Source organism: Paenibacillus qinlingensis (genome assembly GCF_013204845.1).
GTDB lineage: Bacteria > Bacillota > Bacilli > Paenibacillales > NBRC-103111 > Paenibacillus_E > Paenibacillus_E qinlingensis.
In genome coordinates this window covers 282,253-305,193 of the sequence record NZ_JABMKY010000007.1, presented here as the reverse complement: position 1 = coordinate 305,193, position 22,941 = coordinate 282,253, and the positions used below count along the sequence as shown (strand labels likewise).

At 41.5% G+C, this 22,941-nt stretch carries 21 protein-coding genes; 3 read left to right on the top strand and 18 right to left on the bottom strand.

Going from position 1 to position 22,941, the window contains the following annotated elements; genetic code table 11:
- Positions 1 to 80 precede the first annotated feature (80 nt).
- Positions 81 to 272 carry a hypothetical protein gene (locus tag HQN88_RS16045; protein WP_173113806.1) on the bottom strand — a complete coding sequence of 64 codons (192 nt, stop codon included), beginning with the start codon at positions 270 to 272 and terminating at the stop codon, positions 81 to 83.
- Positions 273 to 502: 230 nt separating this feature from the next.
- Here HQN88_RS16045 and HQN88_RS16040 point away from each other — a divergent pair, with 230 nt between their 5' ends.
- The gene (locus tag HQN88_RS16040) at positions 503 to 871 is read left to right on the top strand and encodes a helix-turn-helix domain-containing protein (RefSeq protein WP_082595196.1); all 369 of its coding nucleotides are present in this window, start codon (positions 503 to 505) and stop codon (positions 869 to 871) included.
- Positions 872 to 902: 31 nt separating this feature from the next.
- On the opposite strand, the gene HQN88_RS16035 is transcribed toward HQN88_RS16040, so the two are convergent.
- The gene (locus HQN88_RS16035; RefSeq protein ID WP_068666583.1) at positions 903 to 1,409 is read right to left on the bottom strand and encodes a tyrosine-type recombinase/integrase; all 507 of its coding nucleotides are present in this window, start codon (positions 1,407 to 1,409) and stop codon (positions 903 to 905) included.
- A 577-nt stretch (positions 1,410 to 1,986) separates the two neighbouring features.
- Positions 1,987 to 2,853: a metallophosphoesterase gene (locus tag HQN88_RS16030; protein ID WP_173113803.1), complete on the bottom strand. Its 867-nt coding sequence runs from the start codon at positions 2,851 to 2,853 to the stop codon at positions 1,987 to 1,989.
- A gap of 197 nt (positions 2,854 to 3,050) precedes the next feature.
- On the opposite strand from HQN88_RS16030, the gene HQN88_RS16025 reads away from it, so the two are divergent.
- Positions 3,051 to 3,224: an anti-repressor SinI family protein gene (locus HQN88_RS16025; protein ID WP_173114045.1), complete on the top strand. Its 174-nt coding sequence runs from the start codon at positions 3,051 to 3,053 to the stop codon at positions 3,222 to 3,224.
- A 19-nt stretch (positions 3,225 to 3,243) separates the two neighbouring features.
- On the opposite strand, the gene HQN88_RS16020 is transcribed toward HQN88_RS16025, so the two are convergent.
- From HQN88_RS16020 to HQN88_RS15955, 14 genes are all read right to left on the bottom strand, one after another.
- Complete coding sequence (locus HQN88_RS16020; RefSeq protein ID WP_056608967.1) at positions 3,244 to 3,585, bottom strand: helix-turn-helix domain-containing protein; 342 nt, start codon at positions 3,583 to 3,585, stop codon at positions 3,244 to 3,246.
- Positions 3,586 to 3,738: 153 nt separating this feature from the next.
- Positions 3,739 to 4,086, bottom strand: a complete 348-nt coding sequence (locus tag HQN88_RS16015) for a helix-turn-helix domain-containing protein (protein ID WP_056608965.1) — start codon at positions 4,084 to 4,086, stop codon at positions 3,739 to 3,741.
- 8 nt (positions 4,087 to 4,094) lie between these two features.
- Positions 4,095 to 5,903: a glutamine--fructose-6-phosphate transaminase (isomerizing) gene (gene glmS, locus HQN88_RS16010; protein WP_173113800.1), complete on the bottom strand. Its 1,809-nt coding sequence runs from the start codon at positions 5,901 to 5,903 to the stop codon at positions 4,095 to 4,097.
- Positions 5,904 to 6,199: 296 nt separating this feature from the next.
- A complete protein-coding gene (locus HQN88_RS16005) occupies positions 6,200 to 7,369 on the bottom strand; it encodes a DegT/DnrJ/EryC1/StrS family aminotransferase (RefSeq protein ID WP_173113797.1) in 1,170 nt (389 codons plus the stop codon).
- Between the two features lie 21 nt (positions 7,370 to 7,390).
- The gene (locus HQN88_RS16000; RefSeq protein ID WP_173113794.1) at positions 7,391 to 8,023 is read right to left on the bottom strand and encodes an acetyltransferase; all 633 of its coding nucleotides are present in this window, start codon (positions 8,021 to 8,023) and stop codon (positions 7,391 to 7,393) included.
- Between the two features lie 16 nt (positions 8,024 to 8,039).
- Positions 8,040 to 8,636, bottom strand: coding sequence for a sugar transferase (locus HQN88_RS15995; RefSeq protein ID WP_173113791.1), 597 nt, complete (start codon positions 8,634 to 8,636; stop codon positions 8,040 to 8,042).
- Between the two features lie 16 nt (positions 8,637 to 8,652).
- Positions 8,653 to 9,624 (bottom strand): glucosamine inositolphosphorylceramide transferase family protein, encoded by a 972-nt coding sequence (locus tag HQN88_RS15990; protein ID WP_173113788.1) that lies wholly within the window; start codon positions 9,622 to 9,624, stop codon positions 8,653 to 8,655.
- Between the two features lie 85 nt (positions 9,625 to 9,709).
- Positions 9,710 to 10,747, bottom strand: coding sequence for a UDP-glucose 4-epimerase GalE (gene galE / locus HQN88_RS15985; protein ID WP_173113785.1), 1,038 nt, complete (start codon positions 10,745 to 10,747; stop codon positions 9,710 to 9,712).
- Between the two features lie 23 nt (positions 10,748 to 10,770).
- Positions 10,771 to 11,844, bottom strand: a complete 1,074-nt coding sequence (locus HQN88_RS15980; RefSeq protein WP_173113782.1) for an EpsG family protein — start codon at positions 11,842 to 11,844, stop codon at positions 10,771 to 10,773.
- Between the two features lie 19 nt (positions 11,845 to 11,863).
- A complete protein-coding gene (locus tag HQN88_RS15975) occupies positions 11,864 to 12,748 on the bottom strand; it encodes a glycosyltransferase family 2 protein (RefSeq protein ID WP_173113779.1) in 885 nt (294 codons plus the stop codon).
- 4 nt (positions 12,749 to 12,752) lie between these two features.
- Entirely contained in the window at positions 12,753 to 13,862 is a 1,110-nt protein-coding gene (locus HQN88_RS15970; protein ID WP_173113776.1) for a glycosyltransferase family 1 protein, read from the bottom strand.
- Positions 13,847 to 15,001 carry a glycosyltransferase family 4 protein gene (locus tag HQN88_RS15965; protein ID WP_173113773.1) on the bottom strand — a complete coding sequence of 385 codons (1,155 nt, stop codon included), beginning with the start codon at positions 14,999 to 15,001 and terminating at the stop codon, positions 13,847 to 13,849. Before HQN88_RS15965 ends, HQN88_RS15970 begins: the two co-directional genes overlap by 16 nt.
- An 11-nt stretch (positions 15,002 to 15,012) precedes the next feature.
- Positions 15,013 to 15,888 carry a UTP--glucose-1-phosphate uridylyltransferase GalU gene (galU, locus tag HQN88_RS15960; protein ID WP_056608942.1) on the bottom strand — a complete coding sequence of 292 codons (876 nt, stop codon included), beginning with the start codon at positions 15,886 to 15,888 and terminating at the stop codon, positions 15,013 to 15,015.
- Positions 15,889 to 15,904: 16 nt separating this feature from the next.
- A complete protein-coding gene (locus tag HQN88_RS15955; protein WP_173113770.1) occupies positions 15,905 to 17,731 on the bottom strand; it encodes a polysaccharide biosynthesis protein in 1,827 nt (608 codons plus the stop codon).
- A 477-nt stretch (positions 17,732 to 18,208) separates the two neighbouring features.
- Between HQN88_RS15955 and HQN88_RS15950 the strand changes: the two genes are divergently transcribed.
- Positions 18,209 to 20,623 carry a right-handed parallel beta-helix repeat-containing protein gene (locus tag HQN88_RS15950; RefSeq protein WP_173113767.1) on the top strand — a complete coding sequence of 805 codons (2,415 nt, stop codon included), beginning with the start codon at positions 18,209 to 18,211 and terminating at the stop codon, positions 20,621 to 20,623.
- A gap of 64 nt (positions 20,624 to 20,687) precedes the next feature.
- On the opposite strand, the gene HQN88_RS15945 is transcribed toward HQN88_RS15950, so the two are convergent.
- Positions 20,688 to 22,895, bottom strand: coding sequence for a right-handed parallel beta-helix repeat-containing protein (locus HQN88_RS15945; RefSeq protein ID WP_173113764.1), 2,208 nt, complete (start codon positions 22,893 to 22,895; stop codon positions 20,688 to 20,690).
- Positions 22,896 to 22,941: the final 46 nt, after the last annotated feature.

Sequence of the window (22,941 nt, the reverse complement as noted above, 5' to 3'; positions counted from 1 at the left end):
CTTATACAACTAAGAGAACGTGGCTTATTGGTGCTGACAAGTCCATTTCGTGTCTCTCATGTTGCTCCCGCCTTATCTGATCAAATCCAACTCGCAACAGCCATGCCCTCAACGTAGCTTGGAATGTAAATGGCATGCATCGTCTCACATTTCATGCAATGGGCTAATGGAATTGTGGTATGGTAGTAGCCTGTCTTAAAAATCTTTCTAGCATAACACTTATCCATCATTTCATTGCATTCGACACAAAATACTTTTTCAAAATTAATCATCTATTATCCCCCTTAGATGTATGACTAAATGTCGTAACCTGTTACAATATGTATATAATATTCATTATATGATACATTTCGTAACTTATCAAGGGTTTATTGATTATTTCAAATACATTTTGTATCTAGTCAAATGAATCTCTGCTTTGTTATAATTATCTTCTGGTATATTTCGTTAATGATAGTGGATATAATAATTGAATGATTATGAACAGTGAGGACTGATCAAGCTGAAATATGGAGATCGCATTGCACTCTTGCGTGAAAAAAGAGGACTAACCCAAGAGGACTTATCCGTCAAAATAGGTATTTCCCGAGCATCCCTGTCTCATTATGAGACCAATCGCCGCGAACCTGATTATGAAACTATTAATAAGATTGCAAACTTTTTCAATGTTTCTATTGATTATTTGCTAGGACGTACGAACCATCAACAAACTGTTTTGGATGAGGATGTACGAGACTTTGTCGAAAATTTGGATTTAACTGACGAGGGTATTCTACAGAAGTTTTCATTAACCGTGGATGGGAAACGATTATCAGCCGAGGAAGCAAGAAGGTTTATTGCTTTTGTTAGGGCTGAGCGTTCATTAGAGTAATTACTAGCTTCTCTCAACGCTCAGCCTTCCATTAATTGTTGACACCAATATACTTTAAAGTCACGGATGGTGCTGACTGATTAAACAAATCTCTAAGTACAGAGACATTTCTTGTTTTGAGGTAGTAATGATAGCCATAGGTCTTACGAAGGGTATGCGTACCTATATCTGTTAAGCCTACCTGCTTTGCAGCCTGATTAAGAATCCGATACACACGTATTCGCTTAATGGGGTGACCCGTACGCTGGGAAGGAAATAAGTAATTGTCTTCATCCATATATTGGACATATTCCTTAATATAAGCCTTCAGCTGCGAAGAAAGCTGGAATGTCTTTACTTTCCCCGTTTTTTCCTCTCTTACACTCACAGTATTTCGATCCGTTACATCTTTTACTTTTAAATAGAGAATATCGCTAAGATGGAGTCCTGAATTAATTCCAATTGTGAAAAGCAGCCAGTCACGAACCGATTGTTCTTTCAACACTTCCTGAATTTGCTCAATCTTCTCTTGTTCTCTAATTGGTTGAACAACTTGCATGAATAGCACCTCACATGACCTTAATTAGTTTCATAGGATATGTTACGATATGTATCTATTGATAGGTGAAGAAATCATTATATTGGCATACCACTCCCTTTTCAACTATTATGTTACATATTGTATCATAAATATAAGAAATGATCTATGCTTTCACCGTTCTCAAAACCTATTATTTGCTGTATAATTCTTAATAAAGAACAATTTCCAGTTACTATTCAAGAAGGGAGGTCGTAAAAATGTTTAAATTTCTAAAACTACCTTTTATTCTTCTACTCTCTAGCGCAATTATGTTTCCTGCCTATTCGTCAGCATCATCAAGTATCAGTTACTCCGACAATTATTCGCAAAGTAAGTCACATAGTTTTTATCACTATTTCACTAATTTTTTCAACAATCCCACAGAAATAAATACCGAATTAAATGATTTTATGACAAACTCGAATCAGCAAGATTTTAATGATGTAGACTGGGAATCGGACGAAGCTGTTAGTTCGCTAGATATTTGGAAGAAATGGTTCTGCTATTAATCAAATAAAACCTCCGTTGCTTCTCTTAGCAGCGGAGGTTTTTACGTTTATATGGAATTCGTCTCGAGCACGAATACAGTGATCTCAGGCCGGCAATTAAATCGAATCGGTAATAAGGTCGTACCAATACCGCGATTAGTGTACACATGGAACTCAGTTCCGTCAAAGTTATACAAGCCTATCGAGTACTTCTGACCAAGATCTGGTGTGAATACACTTCCATAGAAAGGAATCCGAATTTGTCCACCATGACTGTGCCCAGAAAGCTGTAAATCAATAGGATATTTCCAAGCCGTGTCGGCAAAATCAGGCTCATGTGCAAGCAAGAGGACGAATTCATCTTCCCTAATACCTTGTAGCGCACGAGGCAAATTGGGCTTACCGTGGAACATCTCATCCACACCGACGATATGAATACTTTCTTCTCCTCGGCTGATTCTTTGGCTTTCATTGACGAGTACTTTAAATCCAGATTGCTCCAATACTTCCGTTATTCGTTTCGCATCCATACGCAGATCATGATTGCCTAATACCGCATATTTCCCATACGTCGCTTTAAGCTGAGAGAGAATGGGGATCACGTCATTGGATATTTCGCCTTGTCTGGAATCAAATAAATCGCCAGTAAAAACAAGGATGTCGGGTTCTTGTCGCTGCAGCAACTTAGCCAATCTAGTTAAATGAGATAAGCCATAATACTTGCTAATATGTGTATCACTAAATTGCACGATTCGCATACCTGCGAACGAAGCTGGATAACGCTTGTATGATAGTTTGACCGTCGTGGTCTGGATCCAATTTGGCTCACCGAAAATACCATATGCACCACTCATCCCCGCTAATAACCCTAAAGAACCAACCGCCAATAGACTATGCTTGAGGAATGACCTGCGACTTAAGGGGGTATCGTCCATGCTGCATCCGCCTCCTAACTAGGTCCAAAGACTTATCTCCCCTACAAAATAATACATAATCCCCTTCTCGATCTATGATACAGTTTGTATAATTTTAATGTTAACGGGATTGATTTCGGAGAAAAAACATGCGATAATACATATAACGATACAAAGCGTATCTTACACAGAAAGTTTTGGAGGGGTCGGTAGTGAATATGCTAAAACAAACGGATATAGAAGAGTATGATGCAGAGTGGATCAATCTAATTATGAGCGCTCGGAAAATGGGACTTACCATGGAAGATATCCGCGCATTCTTAAGAAGCCCCTTCCAACCCATGAAACTAACACAAAACGCAAATGAAAATGATCCCTGTATGTCCCCATAAACTTACATAGCAAAGCTAGCTATTCATCGTTAGGCCGTTTCATTCTCCATTTATTGAAATCCAAAAACTCCCGAAATTGCTGCTTATCTACGCCAGAGGTCATAGCTTCTTTAATGATTTCATACCATTCCTCATCCAACTCTCGCTCACCTACAGCTATCTCTTCTTGATCATCAATAAGCCGGTCGACAGGCACCTTTAATACAGCTGCAATCTTCTCTAGAAACTGGATAGAAGGATTCTTTTGGATGTCTCGCTCTAGGCTGCTAATATACGATTTGGCCACACCTGCTCGCTCAGCTAATTCTGTGAGGGACAGGCCCTTCTCTTTCCTTAATTGTTGTACGCGTTTACCAATCATATGAGATCTTCCCTTTTAAAATGTAGTAGTTGCTCCTATTAGTATAACAGAATTCCTATTAAAGAACAAATATCGTTCCCAATAAAGAACAATACTAGCCCCCTAAGGGGCTAGTATTTACTTTCTACCATCCATAAGTTATCCAAGATCTCATCATACACTCGTTATTTTGTCATTATGCCATTTCATAAACTCGATCAATATTTTCAACTCATGAATCCGTTCTTTTTTGATTCCTGACTTTTTTAGATCCGCAATAAAATCCATCCACTCCTGATCTAACTGTTGGTTTGTTTCCACTTCTACAGCAATTTTCAAAAGTATTTTCAGATCAACCTTGAGAACCAAAGCAATTTTTTCGATAACATGAATAGAAGGATTTTGTTTCAAATTTCTCTCAATGTTGCTTAAATACGACTTGGAAATACCCGTCCGTTCCGAGAGCTCGGACAAGGTATACCCCCTTTGCTTACGAATGCTCGATATATTGTGACCAATCATCGTTATCATCACTCCACAGTGACACTTTTGGCAAGATTTCTAGGCTTATCAATATCACAGCCTCGATATTTGGCTGCATAATAAGAGATTAATTGTAACGGAATAACAGAAACTAGCGGAGTTAGCAGCTCATGTACGGCAGGCAGCACAATCTGATCGCCGCCCTCCTCTGATCCTTCCATGGTAATCATGCACACATGGGCTCCGCGTGCCATGATTTCTTGCACATTGCTTCGAACATTCGCACGAATATGTGACTGTGTAATGAGAGCAATGGCTGGTGTCCCCTCCTCAACTAAAGCAATTGTGCCATGCTTGAGTTCTCCGCCTGCGAACCCTTCTGCTTGGATGTAGGAAATCTCCTTCAGCTTTAACGCGCCTTCTAATGCAACATAATAATCTACTCCTCGACCGATAAAAAAGCAATTCCGTGAGGAAGTGAGATATTGCCACACAACCTCTTCCATCATCTCTTTCTTATGAATAAGAATTTCCATAGCGTTCGCGGCGATACTCAGCTCATGGAACGGATTAATGGACGAATGTTGCCCGACTCTATTCTCTCTTACGCTATCGAAGGCAAGTAACGCTAGTACAGCAATTTGTGCCGTGTAAGCTTTCGTTGAAGCTACGGCGATCTCTGGCCCTGCATACGTCAGTAACGTATAATCCGCTTCCCGGGATAACGTTGATCCTGGTACGTTTGTTATCGTGACGGTCGAATAGCCCATCTGTTTAATCGTAACCAATACGCCTCGACTATCTGCCGTTTCGCCGCTCTGCGAAATAAAGATAAACAGTGGATTCGCGGACAATATCGGCCTATTATACAGAAACTCGCTGGCAATATGTGCTTCAACTGGGATGTTCGCAATCTTCTCAATCAGTTGCTTACCCACTAATCCAGCGTGATAACTGGTTCCACAGGCGATTATGTAGATGCGATCTGCCAACGCCACGCGTTCATGCAACTGCGGATCAATCGCAATCCCCCCTTGGCCATCCTGATATTTGGAGATCACTTTGCGAATAACCACGGGTTGCTCGTCAATCTCCTTGAGCATATAGTGCGGGTATACCCCCTTCTCTATATCGCTGGCGTCCAGCTTTACTTGAAAGGGTCTTCTTTGAACAGTTTCACCATCTAGATTTTTAATGAGCTTGGTATGCTGGCGAAGAATAACCATCTCTTCATCCATCAATTCGACGAATTGATTCGTAAGCTGCAACATCGCCATCGCATCGCTTGCAATAACATGGAAATCGGAGCCAAGCCCGATGAGTAAGGGACTTTTATTTTTACCAACATAAATGGTTTCTGTATCCTGACTATCTAATACAGCAACAGCGTATGAACCTTTAATGGCTAGAAGTAACTGCCGAAAAGCATCCTCGACAGATAATCCACTTTCCACAAGCTGCTCCATCTTCTGGACAATAACTTCCGTATCCGTATCACTGGAGAATGGAATATGAGCAAGGGACTGCTCCTTCAACTCTTGATAATTCTCAATTACACCATTATGTACGACCGTGAATCTACCATGGTGACTTTGGTGAGGATGTGCATTGCGCTTACTTGGTTTGCCATGTGTCGCCCATCTTGTGTGACCAATTCCCACCTGTGCCCCTTGCCCCGGATCAATCACTTCACGAAGCGCTGCAATCCGACCTTTTTCCTTATACAGATGTAGGCCGCTGTCATTTAGAATAGCAATACCCGAGGAATCATACCCTCGATATTCTAGCTTTTCTAATCCCTTAACCAGTATTTCCTTCGCATCCTGACTGCCGATATATCCTACAATTCCGCACATTTGCATGACCTCCCCAATCTAAATTCTTAATAAAGAACAATAAGTCAGTATTTAGGAATAACTGAATAGATTTGTCTATTTATTCATACGTTTGTACAGAAGGGAGGAATTCATGCCATGACTTCATTTTGGATAAACGTATGGAGAAAGGTGATACGTAGGTACCATAAATTCATGCATGACTACAACTATATCCTCTATCGCGACTGTCTAGACATTCAAATGAAAATAACTTTATTCCAGAAAATGATTCATCATCGGTTAAAAATGGACCGAAATTCATAGGCCAACTCTAGCTAAGCACTGATACTCTTCGCTTTAAGGATGGATTTCTGAATACAGGTAATAACGCGATCTTGCTCTTCTTCTGTCATACTCGAACCCGAAGGCAGGCATAAACCTGATTGGAATAATCGCTCTGATACATTATCGTTGTCACTATGCGGATAATAGGCAATCCCTTCAAATAGAGGCTGCATATGCAGCGGCTTCCATACGAGACGAGCCTCAATATTCTCTTCCGCTAAGCGTTCTATTAATGTCTCCACGGATACGCCAGCTTCTTTCGCATCGACTGTTAACGCTGTCAACCAACGATTCGATCGCGTATTCGGTAGCTCCGGCATAAATTGAATGCCTGGCAAATGGGCTAACTCGTGATAATAGCGTTCGAATACAACCCGTCTAGCGATCACTCTTTCTTCCAAAACCGCAAGCTGAGCACGGCCGACCCCCGCTAATATATTACTCATCCGATAGTTGTATCCCATTTGACTATGTTGATAATGAAGGGCATAATCACGTGCTTGTGTAGCTAGAAAGCGTGCTTTATTCAGCCCATCCACATCATTAGATACCAACATGCCTCCGCCTGATGTGGAAATAATCTTATTCCCATTGAAGGAATAGACGCCAAACTTGCCAAATGAACCGCTTGCTCTTCCTTTATAGGTCGATCCCAAAGATTCTGCCGCGTCTTCAATAATCGGGACATGAAATAATTTACACAAAGCCACGATTTCGTCCATTTTGGCACTTTGACCATATAGATTAACAACGATGATCGCTTTGGGCAATTTTCCATTACGGGCTGCTTCATACAATGCACGTTCTAGTGCTTGTGGAGACATGTTCCATGTTTCTGGCTCTGAATCAATGAATACAGGTGTTGCCCCCAAGTAAACAATCGGATTAGCGCTAGCAACAAACGTTAGACTTGAACAGAAGACGGTATCTCCTTCAGCAACATCTAATAGTCGCAAGGCTAAGTGTATGGCTGCTGTCCCCGAACTAACTGCTGCCGCATCAACAAGGCCGACATGGCTTGCAATCTCTTTCTCGAAGGCATCGACATGCGGGCCTAGCGGAGCGATCCAATTTGTATCAAAAGCCTCCTGGATAAACGCCATTTCATTACCACTCATATGTGGGGGAGAAAGATAGATTCTTTTTGTGTTGGTAAACATAAATTCAACCACACCTTTCATTCACTCTTTTTTAGAAATAAGTATTGCTGGGGTTCCAACCGCTGTTCGAAAGGAGGGAATATCATGGATAACCGTAGCTCCGGCTCCAACTGTAGCCCATTCGCCAACCTGTTTCCCAGGGATAATTGTTGCTCCTGCTCCTACCATGCTTCCTTCTTGGATCACAACAGCACCTGTTAATGTTGCCTTAGGTGCAAGATGAACATAGTCCGCAATCTGACAATCATGCTCAACGATGGATCCCGTATTTATAATGGTATGGTGACCAACATGAGCATCTGCATTAATAACCGTATTCGCCATAATGACGGAGCCATGACCTAGAGAAGCACTTGGACTAATGACGGCTGTCTCGTGGACAATAGTTATGTAGTCCTCATGAGGTAGGTCTAATTTCGTGAAAATCGACTTTCTTCGTTCGTTATTGCCTATGGCAATCACCCATTTCAACTCAAAACCGAGTTCAAGCAATTGATGCGCTGAGGAGATTGGCCCCTGATACAGGCCATCTTTGGAAAAGAGTTCCGAATACTTATCATCTAGTATTGCTACAATTTGATTTTCTTTTTTTGATCGAATGATTTCCCTGATAACCTTGCTATGACCACCCTCGCCAATCACAACAATATTCACACATGTCCACATCGCTTCATGACAAATTTGATCCTGAAAATTTCTCCATGGTTACATGGTTTCCATGACTAACGCCTTCTGATTTCAAGACTTTGCCCACCGTTAACAGCAATATTTTGAGGTCCAGCATAAAACTTCTATTCTCTACATACCAAATATCTAGCTTAAATTTCTCTTCCCACGAAATCGCATTTCTGCCGTGCACCTGCGCCCACCCCGTAATGCCGGGTCGGACAAGATGTCTCTTCGCCTGTTCTTCGGAATACAGGGATAAATAATCCATCAATAATGGCCTTGGCCCAACTAGACTTAAATCACCTTTGATCACATTGATCAATTGTAACAATTCATCCAGACTGAATCTTCGAAGAAAGCTGCCAAACGGAGTCAATCGTACCGCATCCGGTAATAGATTCCCCTCTGTGTCCCTAGCATCCGTCATGGTTCGCAGCTTTAAGATGTTGATTGGCTTTTCATGTAAGCCTGGTCTTTGCTGCTTAAAGATGATCGGCGAGCCGAGTTTCAGCTTAATTAGAAGGGCAACGAATCCGATAATTGGTAGAAATAGCACTAATAATGATATCGCAACAGTCACATCAAATACTCTTTTCATAATGGTTCTACTCCTATTAAACTTGACTAAAAAGCTTTGATTTCATTCGATCCAGCTTCCAAAGGATATAATTCATATTTTTAAACGTATGGCCATCCACCGCAATTAGCCATTGATTATCCTTACACAGAAGTTGGTCAATGTGATGCATGCCATCCTTACGCCAATCTTTCTCTTCCTTCGAGCCGCTTAAAATAAGAGAAACTTCTTCTTCCACATATTCCTGTTCAGTTAACTTATTTACTTTAAATACTCGGACTGACTCCCCATAATGTGGATAATCCGCTTGCGTATATCGATGTACGCATCCATCCGAAATAATCAGTCTTCCTCCTGGCCGACTAATCTTATCGTTATTTGAAATAATTGGACTTTGAGGATGTTCGGTCCAGGTTCCTTCTAAATCATCTGAATAGAACACATGAAAATTATCCTCTTCCGTTCCTGTAAACATCCACCACTTGCCATTAAATTGCACAATGGATGGATCCAAGTAATTACCCTTCAACAGATCGCAATGTACCTCCCATTCAAATGGGAAATTCTTGGCTTTATATAAAATTACCCGATCCGATTCGGCAGTTTCAGGCAGCATGAAGTATTCGTTATTATGTTTAAATACTTGCGGATAAGATAAATGGAATTTCTCACGCAGCACGACTCGACCATATTTCCATGTCATGCCATCTGCACTCGTGGCAACGCCAATTTCCCCTTGGCCAGATGCCTTATTCAAAATTTCAAAGAAAAGAAAATAGTCCGATTCGTGCTGGATAATGAATGGATCAGCAACAAATTCCGCGGGCACATCAGTTACATCAGAAGCTTGTAAACTAGGAATGGTTAATTGTTGATACTGCGGCTCTGTTGATATAAAATGGTCTGATCGAAATACCTTTATTGACCACGTAGATACAACCATGCCTTGGCGCAACAGAGCCATCCAACTCTGAAATCTCTTTAGATTCCATGCACTAACGATTGACAAAACTGTTCCTCCTTAAGATCATCCCCATGTAGCGGATATGACAGAATTGATGGGTAGTTTGGTTCGTAATCTGAATCTGCTTTATTCATAGATTTGCTGCCACTTCATTCGCCGCTAGATAGCCCTGTGGATTGTAAGTTTGCCAACGCCACGAATCCAGACACATCTCATCAATACCCTTGTAGGCAATCCATCCTAACTCTCGTTCTGCTTTGGTTGGATCTGAATAACATACACCGATGTCGCCAGTCCTGCGTGAAGTTATTTTATAGGGAACGTGTCTTCCCGTTACACGTTCAAAAGCATTGACCATTTCCAATACACTATATCCTTGTCCCGTTCCCAGATTGTACGCTTCAACCCCTGTGGTTGCGATGACCTTCTCTAGTGCTTTCAAGTGTCCGCGGGCTAGATCTACCACATGGAGATAATCCCTTACTCCTGTACCATCTGGTGTTGCGTAATCATTGCCATACACCTGTAGTTCCTTCAGCGCACCTACGGCTACTTGCGTGATATAGGGCATCAGATTATTCGGGATTCCGTTAGGATCTTCACCTAATCGGCCGCTGCTATGCGCCCCAATCGGGTTAAAATAGCGCAGGAGTGCGATACTCCAAGTTGGATCTGATACATGAAGATCTCTCATCATCTCTTCGATCATCAGTTTTGTTCGCCCATAGGCATTCGTTGCGCCTAGAGGAGAGTCTTCAGTAATTGGAACACTTTCAGACATCCCATACACAGTAGCCGAAGAACTAAATACAATGTTCTTCACACCATGCTCCTGCATAAGCTCGTAAAGCACAATGGAACCAGAGATATTATTATGGTAATAGCGTAATGGCAAGGAAACCGACTCACCAACTGCCTTCAGTCCAGCTAAATGAATCACGGCTTCTATCGAATGACGCTTAAACACGCTCTCCAAGTCCTGTCGATGCAACAAATTAATCGGATAGAACTCAAAGTCTTTTCCCGTGAGTTCCTTTACTCGACTTAATGATTCCGAACTGCTATTGCTAAGATTATCAACAACCACGATTTCGTACCCCGCATTCAATAACTCCACACACGTGTGACTACCAATATAGCCAGCTCCACCTGTTACTAGAATCGACATTCGGATTCCCTCCTACTAGATACTTAGAATTTTAGAAAATCACTTTTGTAAATAATGTCCAAGGTAACCACATTTTCATAATAGAAGTAGATAAGGTAAAAGCCGATGATCAAGTAATAGACTAATTTCTGTTGTTTCTTAGCAAACAAACTAATTACCCATGACATTAAGATCACATTGTATAAGCCAAAATAGATCGTAAAACGCGCAAAAATCCAATTTTGTGTTGCGATAGCCATGACAACGAAATTTAATAGCGACATGTTAACAACATAATCACCATATGGAAATATCTCTCTAAGCTTGTGTCTTCCTAAAAAGGCAAATATCAAGGGTACCGCACTTATGGCTACCCGGATGATGTTGGCGCCGCCTTCTTGGAAATTCTGATACTCACTATAATGGGTATCTGCAATGGCCGAGAAAATAGCATTCGAAATCACACTGTACCCAACTATCAAAATGACTGAACCTGCGAGAAGCACGATGGTGGAAGATGTCCAAGCCTTTCTTCTGACAATGTAATAAATGGGTATCAGGATGAGGGCACTTCCATGAAAAAAAGAGGCAAACACTACAACTAGGAAATACTTTTTCCAATTTCCTTCGAATAAATATTTAGTCGCTGCGAATACAATAGCCGAAGCCAAAAATTGCCGAATTCCATTCATCGAAACGATATAGAGACCTGATGTTATGTAAATATACACACTTAATTCAAAAAGTTTAGAATACTTGTACAAGACATAGACAATAAGTACGTTAGTTACTAATGCCGTAATAAAAATGAGCGGTTGGGGATTATCTGTGATTGATTTCAAGATCATTTGTAAAATACCGAAGCCAATATCCTTCTCAGCCATGACTTCTGCCCAAGTAAAATTACTAATCCTATAAGAGTGAATATAAAAAACCGTATCGCCGATATTATTACGAAGTCCCGCTATCAATGCGAACGTGACCATCACAATAGCCGTCAGCCATTGATTAGGCTTCATCCATAACTGGCCATACCCTGTAGGCACAGGCTTGGCTATGTGTCTGGAAAAGTAAGATGCAATATAGACAACGACTAAGTTAAGCCAAATAATTGCCATGAGAGGTTCCTTTCGAATCTTATGAGATCCTAGTTTTCCTGCTTACATACCAATAAAGTAAAATGCCAAAAGGGATAGCCAGCAATGTGAGGAGTTTAGCGGGTGTTTCCATCATGAATCTGCGATTACCTGCCATTATGCTGCTGGATACAAAGTGTATGGATTGTTTAAATTTAAACATTACACTTGCTAAGGGGAGTTTCATAAGCTCTTTCCGATAAAAGGCGAAGCCCTTTGGATTTTTAAGATACTGCCTCAACATGTTCATCGAGGACCCATCAGGCAAATATTCAACGCAACAAAGAACTTCGTTTAAGAGGAGCATTTCATACTGTTGATCCAATTTATAATATTTGTACGCTAGACCCACGTATTTCTCATTTTCGAAAATAGGATACGGATACGCTCGCGTTAACTCGCTTCGATACACCAGCTTCTTATCGCCCGTCACGCCATGCTTACTATACAATTCAAAAAGCGTCGATCGCTTAAGCGATTCTGGCAATTTACTGCCGATAATCCGCCCATCTGTAAAGGAATCAAGCCCGATCATACCGCTAACCTGCTCGCTGCCGTGTTTCTTCCAGAAAGTAAGAATGTGTTCTACCGCATTCGGTGGCATATAGTCATCTGAATCAATACATACATTTAGTTCTGTATCTATTAATTGATAGGCTGTATTGTGCGCGCCATGCATACCTTGATTATTCTGATGGTGGTATCGGATCTGAATGACGTTCTCAGCAATCCAGCCAGCTACTACCTGCTGTGTATCATCTGTAGAGCCATCGTCAATGATGAGCCACACGAAGTCTTTCGAGGTTTGCTTTTTCAAGTGCTCATAACAAACCGGCAGACAATACGCACGATTATACGTTGGTGTAAAAACAGTAAGCTTGGTCATCTCATCACCTCGATATACCTAGATAAAAACCTTCAGTCCAAGCAGCTGTATTCCGGATATCATACCCCTGGTTAGATAAGGATGAAGCGGGTATGTGCCTAGATTTATTTCTCGCCATCACAACCTTCATATGATGAACCCAAATTTCTTTATCCGCTAGCGGCAACCGCTCTACTAATCGAATGCCCATATCCACTTCCTGTGTGATCTCATCCGAGATCATGCAAGGTAGTCCCGCACCTTGTGCCTCAATAAGCGTCACCGGCAAACCTTCATGTAAGGAGGGAAATACAAACATATCTAGTCCCTGGAGTACATGTGCAATATCACTGCGCACACCAACGAATTTGACTTTATGCTGCAAATGAAGAGACTTCACTTTGCTCTCCATCTCTTCACGGAGTGGTCCATCTCCTGCTAGTACAAGCATCGTATTAGGTTTCTCTCGATTCAATTGGGCAAATAAGTCGATGAGAAAGGTGTGGTTCTTCTGATGGTTGAATCGGCCAACATGACCGAGTACGAAAGCCTCAGGCGGAAGCTGCAGCTCACGTCTTATTTGCTCTCTTATTAATGGCGAGTAGGCAAATTGCTCACTCTCGATTCCATTCTTCATCAGCACCACTTTGCTCCGCTGATTAGTGAATAGCCACTGTGCTGCCATATTAGAGCAAGCGAGAAAATGAGTAGCACAGGAAGCGATGAAGGTACCTGCAAACCATTTATAAACTTTAGCCGCTACACCGCCTTCACTGCTTGTATTATGACTATGTGCAATGCGAATCGGGATGCCAGCCTTCTTGGCTGAACGTAGGACAAAACCACTCATCTTATCCATATGAGCGTGAACGATTCGGTAAGTCGCATGACTAACAAAGAATTGATCTAATCCTTGGATATACTTCGCGTGTCCAATGTCAGACACATAGGGGATTCTATGAATAATCCCTCCCATCTCGGTAATCTCCGAATCAAAGGCTCCTGCTTTGGAAGTTAGAAAGTCGAATTGAACTTTCGTTCGATCTACATTTCGATATAAATTCATAAGAAGGGTCTCTGCTCCCCCTCTATTCATATTGACAACGACATGCAGAATTCTTATTGGATCGCCCACATGACCTCCTCCTTTTCATCCATAAATCGGGAATATATCGCGCTTTTCTGATGCAATACTTGCTCAATCGCATATTTGGCTTCAACGATCTGTCTCCCATTCAAGCCTAATTGGGTTCGCAATTCCCTATCACCAGCTAAGAGCAGAAGCTTCTCTGCCATTCCTATATGATCATGAGGAGAAGTCAGCCAACCGTTATTGCCGTCGTGCACAAGTTCTCTATGCCCCCTGTTGTCACTTGCAACGATAGGGAGTCCGCAAGCCATTGCTTCCATCATGTTCACGGGCAAGCCTTCACGTAGACTGGATGCAACAGCGATATCGCACATAGGTAGCAAGTGATCAATATCTTTTCGATAGCCCAGAAAATCCACTTGCTGCGCAACATGAAGCTCCTTAGCGAGTTCCTGACATTCCACTTGTAGTGCTCCTTCTCCAGCAAGTAACAGTTTGACATGAGGCGCTTCGTTTCGAATAAGTGCTAATGCTCGTATGAGCTGCTGCTGATTCTTATTCTGATTAAATTCTGCCGCATAAAATAAAAGAATATCCGTTGGTTGATAGCCCATGGATATTTTTCTTTCAACTCTATGCAGTTCGTTGATCTGTTGAAACCGTGTTGTATTCACGCCAACTCCATGCACATGTTCGATCTGGTTCGCACGGAACCCGCGTTTCTTAGCAAGCGTGTAATCTTCCTCATTAATCGTAATCAGACAATCCGTAAAATAAGATAAGAATTTCTCTAATGGATAATAAGCTAGCCAATGAAACAAAGGGGCACCTTGGCAAAAATGAAAGCCATGCGCGGTATAAATAACCTTCGTTCCTTGTTTACGGGCCGATCGTGCAGCTAAACGAGCCAGCACACCACCCATTGGTGTATGGCAATGGATAATATCATACTTGTTTGCAGCAAGGATGGACTTCAGTGCTGCATAAGCATCCAGATTCGTACGATGAAGAGGCGACCTCTGAATCGGAATATCAAATTTCGTATCGACATAGGGGAGCTCAATATTCCCACTTGCAGCAACATGAACCTCGAAGCCCTGCTCCTTGAACCATTTCAAGTAAGGCAGGTGAAAAGCACGAAAGTGATAATCAACCGTTGCGCAAAACAATACTTTTCTAGACATCGTCGCATCACCTATTTAATTAATTCTTTCTCCATAAGTTCGGAAAGATATTTCAATAGACCGTATCTTAACTCTTTACGCTGCAACGCATATTCAATCGTCGTTTGAATGAAGCCCATTTTCTCCCCGACATCGTAACGGGTACCTTCAAATTCGTAGGCATACACCGATTCAATCCGATTCAGTTGTGCGATCGCATCCGTTAACTGGATCTCGCCACCAGCACCTGGCTGCTGATTATTGAGAATCTCAAAAATCTTAGGTGTTAGAATATATCGCCCCATGATCGCTAAATTGGAAGGCGCTAATTCTTTGAGCGGTTTCTCAACAAGATGATTGACGCTATGTAAGCGGTTCTCCAGCTCAAATCCATCCACAATTCCGTATCGCGACACCTCTTCGTCTGGTACGTGCTTCACGCCAATAATGGATGCGTCGTGGTACTCATATTGTTCCATCAATTGTTGCAAGCATGGCTTATCCGCACGAACAATGTCATCCCCAAGCAATACCGCGAATGGCTCATTGCCAATAAATTTACGTGCACACCAAATCGCATGCCCTAAGCCCTTAGGCTCCTTCTGGCGAATGTAATGAATGTCTACATTTGAAGACTTTTTCACTTCCGATAGCAGCTCGAACTTCTGCTTTTCTAATAAATTCTGCTCAAGCTCGAAGGAGTTATCGAAGTGATCTTCGATGGCTCTTTTCCCTTTACCCGTGACTATAATAATATCTTCGATGCCCGATTCAATAGCTTCCTCAACGATATATTGAATGGTCGGTTTATCCACAATGGGCAGCATTTCCTTGGGCATTGCTTTTGTTGCTGGTAGGAATCTTGTCCCCAGACCAGCTGCTGGAATAATTGCTTTTCTAACTTTCATAATCGATTTCTCCTTTTTAGCCTACAGATGATAGTTTCTTGGATAAAAGAAGGACATTGCTGTTTCCAATATTAAGCAAATGTTCCCTCAAGCTATCCTTATCTAATGTGTTGTACATAGAAATGGTCTCTTTGATTTCCTCCATAAATAAATCTGCCGTTTTCCCGATATAAATCTTCGGATATACTTGTTGTTCTTCGATTTCGTCTGCTTTCAAAAGCTCCTCATACAGCTTTTCTCCTGGTCTCATGCCAGTAAATTCAATGCCGATATCTTCTACCGAGTTGCCTGAAAGCTTTATTAGATTTTTGGCTAGATCGACAATTTTCACAGGCTCACCCATATCAAGGACAAAAATCTCTCCACCCTTGGCTAGAGCGCCAGCCTGCATAACGAGCCGAGAGGCTTCCGGAATCGTCATAAAGTAGCGAATCATATCTGGATGGGTGACCGATACGGGACCACCTTTTTCAATTTGATGCTTGAACCTTGGAATGACACTGCCTCTGCTTCCCAAGACATTGCCGAATCGAACAGCTACGAACTTCGTACTACTGCTTTTATCCATGTCTTGAATAATCATTTCGGCCATTCGTTTCGTGGCCCCCATGACACTCGTTGGATTCACTGCTTTATCCGTGGAGATCATGACGAAAGTATTCACTTCATACTTGCTTGCTGCAATCGCAACGTTCATCGTACCAATCACGTTGTTCTTAACCGCCTCTTCCGGATTACGTTCCATCAGCGGTACATGCTTATGAGCTGCCGCATGATACACGACATCAGGGCGATGTCGATTCATAACGGCCATCATTTTGCGTGAGTCCTGAATATCAGCAATTTCTGTAATGAATTCCGTTTGGTCGTATTCACAAATGTCCTTCAATTCCATTTCGATGGAATAAATACTGTTCTCGCCATGCCCTAGTAAGATGAGCTTGCTAGGCTGGAATTTAGACACTTGACGGCAGATTTCAGAGCCAATGGACCCTCCAGCTCCGGTGACTAAGACCACTTTATGGGTAACAAACTCAGAAATGCTTGCGATATCGAGCTCGATCGGCTCCCTACCCAATAAATCCTCAACATGAACATCCATGAATTGATTGACCGAAAGCTTACCTGTTACAAGATCCTCTAACATGGGCAGAGTTTGTGTTTTGGCCGTCGTTTTGGCGCATTCTTGTACGATACTATTAAGCTCCCTTTTCCCTAAAGAGGGGATGGCAATGATGATGTTCTCAATTTGCAAATCTTTCACAGTTCGTTCAATCTGAGATATTCCGCCTACAACAGGTATGCCTAGAATATCGAGATTGTGAATGCGAGCATTATCATCAATAAAAGCAACGGGTTCTAACTCGGCATCGTTATTCTTAATGAGTTGTCTAGCAACCATGAGGCCTGCAGATCCCGCACCTACAACCAGCGTTCGCTTCTTCCCTGTTTTCCTAATGTATGTATTGCGGAATAACCGCCAACAAAAACGTGATCCGCCAATCAGTAGAACGTGAATCATCCAAGTTACAGCCAGTAAACGGAAAGAAATATCCTGAGCTATGATTTCCTGGATACATGCAACCACAACAATTGAAAAGCTAACTGCTTTTACGATAAATATTAATTCTGCAATACTCGCATGCTCCCAAGCTTTTTTATAAAGCTTGTATCGAAATGAAAACACATGATGACTCAGCAGCAGTGTAATTGAGCTGACAACCAAAGGTAATGTTATGACATGAAGATCTGCGCTCAATAGAAATCGGCTCACAAAAATCGATGTTAAGACAATAAAGGAGTCAACAAAGACTAATAAGGATAATCGTTGGCGATATGACAAATAAATTCACCCTTTCACTAAAGTACTTAAGTATAAGGCCTTTGGAGAAAGACCATATAATTAAATCCTTTAATACGTTATAGGGCATCTAACCCCGCCTCGCACCACACTTTTGACGACTCGCGTCTAAGGTTTTGTCAAACCCACAGCATGATCGAGTGCATCCATTGATAACGGTAAGGAGGCATCACCGGAATGGGCTGGAAGGACGTTCTTTATAAAGAACGATACTCTATTACTCCGCCTTGATCCTATTATAGAGAACATTTACCACACAATAATTCTTTATAAAGAACATTCATGTGAAAAAAAAGAGCCTTAATATAGCTGTGTTAACTTATTTTCATTGTAGTTCTTTATAAAGAACATGTCAATAACAAAATAATGGCGAGCCTTCTAGTCTTACACCCCGATCACATCTATCTAGTAAATCATACCTTAATATAAACAACAAAAAATAGAAAGAGGTGAATATGAATGATACGAGCAAACCTTGGTGATTTAGATGATGTTAATTTAACTACCAAACTGCCTGCCAACAATGATGTCTTGACGTATGATAGTTCAGCTCTGCGTTGGATTCCGAAACAAGCTATTGCCCCAAGTCCATCGGGTTTATCTTCTCCTGCTTCCTATCTGATTGATTTGGTCAAATGGTCCATTAAGAATGATGGTACAAACTCAGCAGCTACAACCAAAGGTATTAATGATGCCTTGCTTTGGGCCAAAATACAAGGATACACACATTGTGTGTTGCCGAAAGGGACGTACGCATTAAAAATGGACAGTACGACCTTCGCCTGTATTATTATGCAAAGCAATATGCATTTCGAAATGGTTGATGGCTGTGTTTTACAATTGGAATCGAATTCATCCCCTTGGTATAGTATCTTCTATATGAAGGGTGTTAATGATGTCATCATTTCAGGCGGCACCGTCATTGGTGATAAGAAAACTCACATTTATCAATTAGGTATTAAATTCGTAAGAGGCGGCGTAAATCCGGATGGATCTTTGAATTCGAATCCCAATTTTATTCGTAGCCAAGTTGTTGATCGCTATAGTAATCCAGGGATGCTTCAACTATTTCGTTTATGGTCAATTAGCGGGATTAGCAATCCAGGATACAATTTCTACCAATATAAAGATACGATATCTAGCAGCACATTAGCTGGTTTTCGTACAAATGGGTTATTCGCTCCAGCTGCGCCAGAAGGACGTGGATGGGTTGCAGATATCGCCAATGCAAATAAAATGATCTTTACGGTTGATATCACTGCATCACCATTGACTGATGCCCAAATCGCACAAATTAATGCTAAATTAGATGCACAGAACTACACGCATGAATGGGGACATGGCATTGAGCTCTTCGGTGCTAATAACGTTCAAATTATCAATGTGGACATTAGTAATTGCACAGGAGACGCGATTACGACTACCTGGCTGGAATATAAGCTTAATCCGAACGATTATACGCAAGAGCAAATGGGTTCCTTCATTTCGGTCCTGAATTGCAACTTGCACCACTGCAGACGGCAAGGAATTTCCCTTATAGGATCAACGGACGTAACCATTAGCAATAACAAAATTCATCATATTGGTAAAGCAGATGATGGTATTACAGAAGATGGTACTTCCCCCATGTTTGGTATTGACATTGAATCCATGTGGTCAGAAACGAATATTCCTACCTACCGTCCTGAATTAAATCAACCAGGTTTAGAACTCAATACACGCATCTATATTAAAGATAACTATATTGCTAACAATAGCCGCGGTCATTTCGTAAATGCCGATGGGTACAATATTATTCTAGAGGATAACACCTTTGAAGGTTATAATGTCGGTGGTATTAGCTCCTATCCAACAAACATGTATGTGAAATACTTGAATAATACACTAATTGGATGTGAACTTGTTGTAAAAGGGGATAACTTCCTTCATGGCGCGGTGTGTAATAATGCGAGTATTAAGATCGCGGATATTGCTGGAGCTTTCATTACGAATTGTCAAATCAAGAACGGTGAGTTCTCGGGATCTAGCCTGACTGGATACTTCGGCATGCCAACTGTCAACGTAGCTACTTCGACATTCTCCTATAGCGCTCCTCATGGTATGGGCAACGGGGCAAAGATAGTGTTCGAACAATGGCTCGGTAAAGTCCCTTCCGGCATCAGTGTGGAAAAAATTTATTACACGGTAAGTGTGACAGCCAATAGCTTCAAAATCTCTGAGTCTGCAAATGGGAAAGCCATTACGTTAACAGATGCTGGAACAAGCGGATATAATATTAGTAGATATAATTATGGTCGTATCTACATTTCGGATATTATTGTTGAAAGAGATTGGAGAAATGATAACTCATTATCCAAAAATTTTGCTTTGTTATTAAGCGGCGGTGTGATTCGAAATATCACTGTTAAAAACTACGAGCTCGAAATTATATCACCAGCGAATTACGTAGGAAGACCAATCCTAGTAGATGGCGTTACTGTCATTGAAGGTGGAGCCAACTTTGAGAGCTGTGAAATCAGCAATTGCGCATTCCAGCGTATTAGAACCGGCATTCTTGGCGGGGATATTAATCTGGGATCAACCGACACACAATTTACAAGAAAGATCATAGCTGACCAAATTTTATTTCAAAATGTTGGGGTTAACTACAATGGTAATGTAACAAATAATCGGAGCACTTTCCTTAACTCGAGTATTAACAAATCGGATAACACGAATCAAGCTGTCATTACCAACAGCTATATGGAAAACTCCAATATCAATATGCATTGGCTAACGCGACCTAAATCTATGACAATTGCAAGAAGTATATTCAGTAACGTAGTCGTCGATGCCAACACAAATACACGGATGATGGAAAACCTTACTCTCTAATTGTATAAGACAAAAAGGAAGTCAAGGGTATCCGTCCACGCCCTACGTACTTCCTTTTTTATGTTTACTTTTCTACGTTGTTCCTAGATACATCATTTGCCTTCAACTTTAATTTTGCTTTGATTAAGCTGTTATTTATAATAGTGAATGGCTCCGTGCCAACTCCCACATGGTAAGTGGAAATACCAACGGTATCTCTATTCGTTGTAATTGTATTACCGGTAATGAATACTTTCCGTATGTGATTCCCCCCTTCGCCATGAGCATCATCGTTTAATAACACGGTTTCAGCAGGATATTCCGAAGAAAGCTGCAAGGCAGCCATCTTGTTATCCGAGATTTCAACTGCTGCTGCGGCATCAATGACAATGGCAGATTTATTGCCCGCAAGGTCAAATGTGGAATGCTGAACAGTCAGATTCAATTCTTCGTTGCCTGCCTGAAGTCCATTCCCCTTAAAGGAGCACCCGTTAAATTGATACGTGCCAGCAAATCCTATACTTGGCCCAACCATTCCTTGATCCTGAGGAGCTTCGAACACACATTGATTATAAGTGCCTGGCGGTAATTCCAACCCATACTTTGAGTTATATCCGATAACTTTCAAATTATCAAAGATGTTTCCATTCAAGGCTTCACCTGTTACGGAGCGAAGCGCTGGTGCCCCCTGTATGGTTACATTCGTAAGGTGCACAGGGTTTTTCCAAATGCTTAAGCCCGCTTCAGCTGTATTCTTCGTTATTTGAATTTGTATATCCGATGCCGTAACCCCATAGGGTATGGTGCTGCTAATCGAGAAAATGGCATCCTTGAATGTCATACCTTTGATATCAATCCGTGGTCCCTCGAAATGTGTCATCGAATCATTCATACTATTGCCGATAAAAGACACATCATGAGCCGCATAAATGCTTGTTCCGTCAAAGTGATTATCCTTAATCACTGCGCCTGTGAATGGATCCGAAACTGCTAAACCGATGGCTCCTTTGGAAGCTAAATGATTGTTTTCTAAGGTACCATTATGGCCGTCATAGAAAATGACATCATAACGACTATTATTATAAAACTTATTGTTTTTAATACTAATATTTTCGTTAATAAAGCCGTTATCCCCAGCTCCGCCTTCGACATCAATGCCAGCCATTGGCGCTGTTCCTCCAGTTCCCCCTATATCGTGAAAAGAATTATGCTGGATTAGGATATCTTTCCCCCCGTTAATCGTCAAACCCTGTCTGCGATTGAAGGAAGACTCGGAATTTTGCACAATGACATTCGTGGACTGCACTCTATTCCAAATTTCTGCATACTGACCCGTTTCGGGCTTGCCACTAAAAGCTAGGCGAATCGAGTAGGCTCCGTTAGGTATTTGAACATACTTACCTTGTTTTTGTTGTTTAATTGTAGAGAGGAATGTTCCATCTTCTTTATAAAAATAAATATCATATTCATAGGAGACATGTTGACCATTATCAACAATGAAGGTATGTGTTAGATCAAAAGAAGCATGTGTTAGCTTATAACTCATTTTAGTTCTAACCTTGGAGGAATCCGAAATCAGACTTCCCTTGTCATCAATCCCTCCAGATTCAAAACCATCCGCATACACATCCTGCATAAATCCGCCACCACCGCCTACACAAAGACCATCCCCAGTAAAGTTTAATGCCTTTACCCCATCAATCTTGGAATTAATCGCCCCTTGAAATAGGACGCCATACCCGCTTTCATGGGTGCCTCCACTTGAATAATCATGTGTGTCCCGATCACCTCGATAGGTACCACCAGTAATAATGACATTTTTCACTCCTACACCAACTAATAGAGTTGAATAGTCCTGAAAGCTATTGGTTTCTTTCTGAATAACTGCATTGGGATCAAGCATAAATGTCATGTTACTGACCATATTAATCCGCCCGCGCGGATCATCTGTCCCATTTTTGCCTTTGGCAATAAGATACGTCCCTGCTGGTACTTTAAATACAGTGAACCCCTGATCATGAGCCCATTGAAGGGCTCGATTCAAGCCATCTGTTGTTTCAACTGCATGTGAATTATCATTATGAATCTGCCATCGGGCTAACTCAAGCTGGTAAACGCCTTCTTGAGGAGATGTCGTTGTCTGCTCTTGGGGGGGATTCGTTGGTTGTTCTTGTTGGGAAATGGAACCTTGCTCTGGACTTGGAGTTGATGTACTGAGAGAATCAGGACTATCTAAAGCAGATTGGAACAGGAATAGGAAAGTTGCATAAAACAGCAAAAATAATCTTAACATGAGGTCATTTCAATCCTTCACTTTTATTTCATGCGCTGAAACATGT

Bases quoted from the DNA above. Each gene is read 5' to 3' on its own strand.
- HQN88_RS15995 (WP_173113791.1), bottom strand. From the start codon at position 8,636: ATGAAAAGAGTATTTGATGTGACTGTTGCGATATCATTATTAGTGCTA.
- HQN88_RS15945 (WP_173113764.1), bottom strand. From the start codon at position 22,895: ATGTTAAGATTATTTTTGCTGTTTTATGCAACTTTCCTATTCCTGTTC.
- galU (WP_056608942.1), bottom strand. From the start codon at position 15,888: ATGAAAGTTAGAAAAGCAATTATTCCAGCAGCTGGTCTGGGGACAAGA.
- HQN88_RS16045 (WP_173113806.1), bottom strand. From the start codon at position 272: ATGATTAATTTTGAAAAAGTATTTTGTGTCGAATGCAATGAAATGATG.
- HQN88_RS15980 (WP_173113782.1), bottom strand. From the start codon at position 11,844: ATGGCAATTATTTGGCTTAACTTAGTCGTTGTCTATATTGCATCTTAC.
- glmS (WP_173113800.1), bottom strand. From the start codon at position 5,903: ATGTGCGGAATTGTAGGATATATCGGCAGTCAGGATGCGAAGGAAATA.
- HQN88_RS15975 (WP_173113779.1), bottom strand. From the start codon at position 12,748: ATGACCAAGCTTACTGTTTTTACACCAACGTATAATCGTGCGTATTGT.
- HQN88_RS16005 (WP_173113797.1), bottom strand. From the start codon at position 7,369: ATGTTTACCAACACAAAAAGAATCTATCTTTCTCCCCCACATATGAGT.
- HQN88_RS16020 (WP_056608967.1), bottom strand. From the start codon at position 3,585: ATGATTGGTAAACGCGTACAACAATTAAGGAAAGAGAAGGGCCTGTCC.
- HQN88_RS16015 (WP_056608965.1), bottom strand. From the start codon at position 4,086: ATGATTGGTCACAATATATCGAGCATTCGTAAGCAAAGGGGGTATACC.
- HQN88_RS16025 (WP_173114045.1), top strand. From the start codon at position 3,051: ATGCTAAAACAAACGGATATAGAAGAGTATGATGCAGAGTGGATCAAT.
- HQN88_RS15950 (WP_173113767.1), top strand. From the start codon at position 18,209: ATGATACGAGCAAACCTTGGTGATTTAGATGATGTTAATTTAACTACC.
- HQN88_RS16030 (WP_173113803.1), bottom strand. From the start codon at position 2,853: ATGGACGATACCCCCTTAAGTCGCAGGTCATTCCTCAAGCATAGTCTA.
- HQN88_RS16035 (WP_068666583.1), bottom strand. From the start codon at position 1,409: ATGCAAGTTGTTCAACCAATTAGAGAACAAGAGAAGATTGAGCAAATT.
- HQN88_RS15965 (WP_173113773.1), bottom strand. From the start codon at position 15,001: ATGTCTAGAAAAGTATTGTTTTGCGCAACGGTTGATTATCACTTTCGT.
- galE (WP_173113785.1), bottom strand. From the start codon at position 10,747: ATGTCGATTCTAGTAACAGGTGGAGCTGGCTATATTGGTAGTCACACG.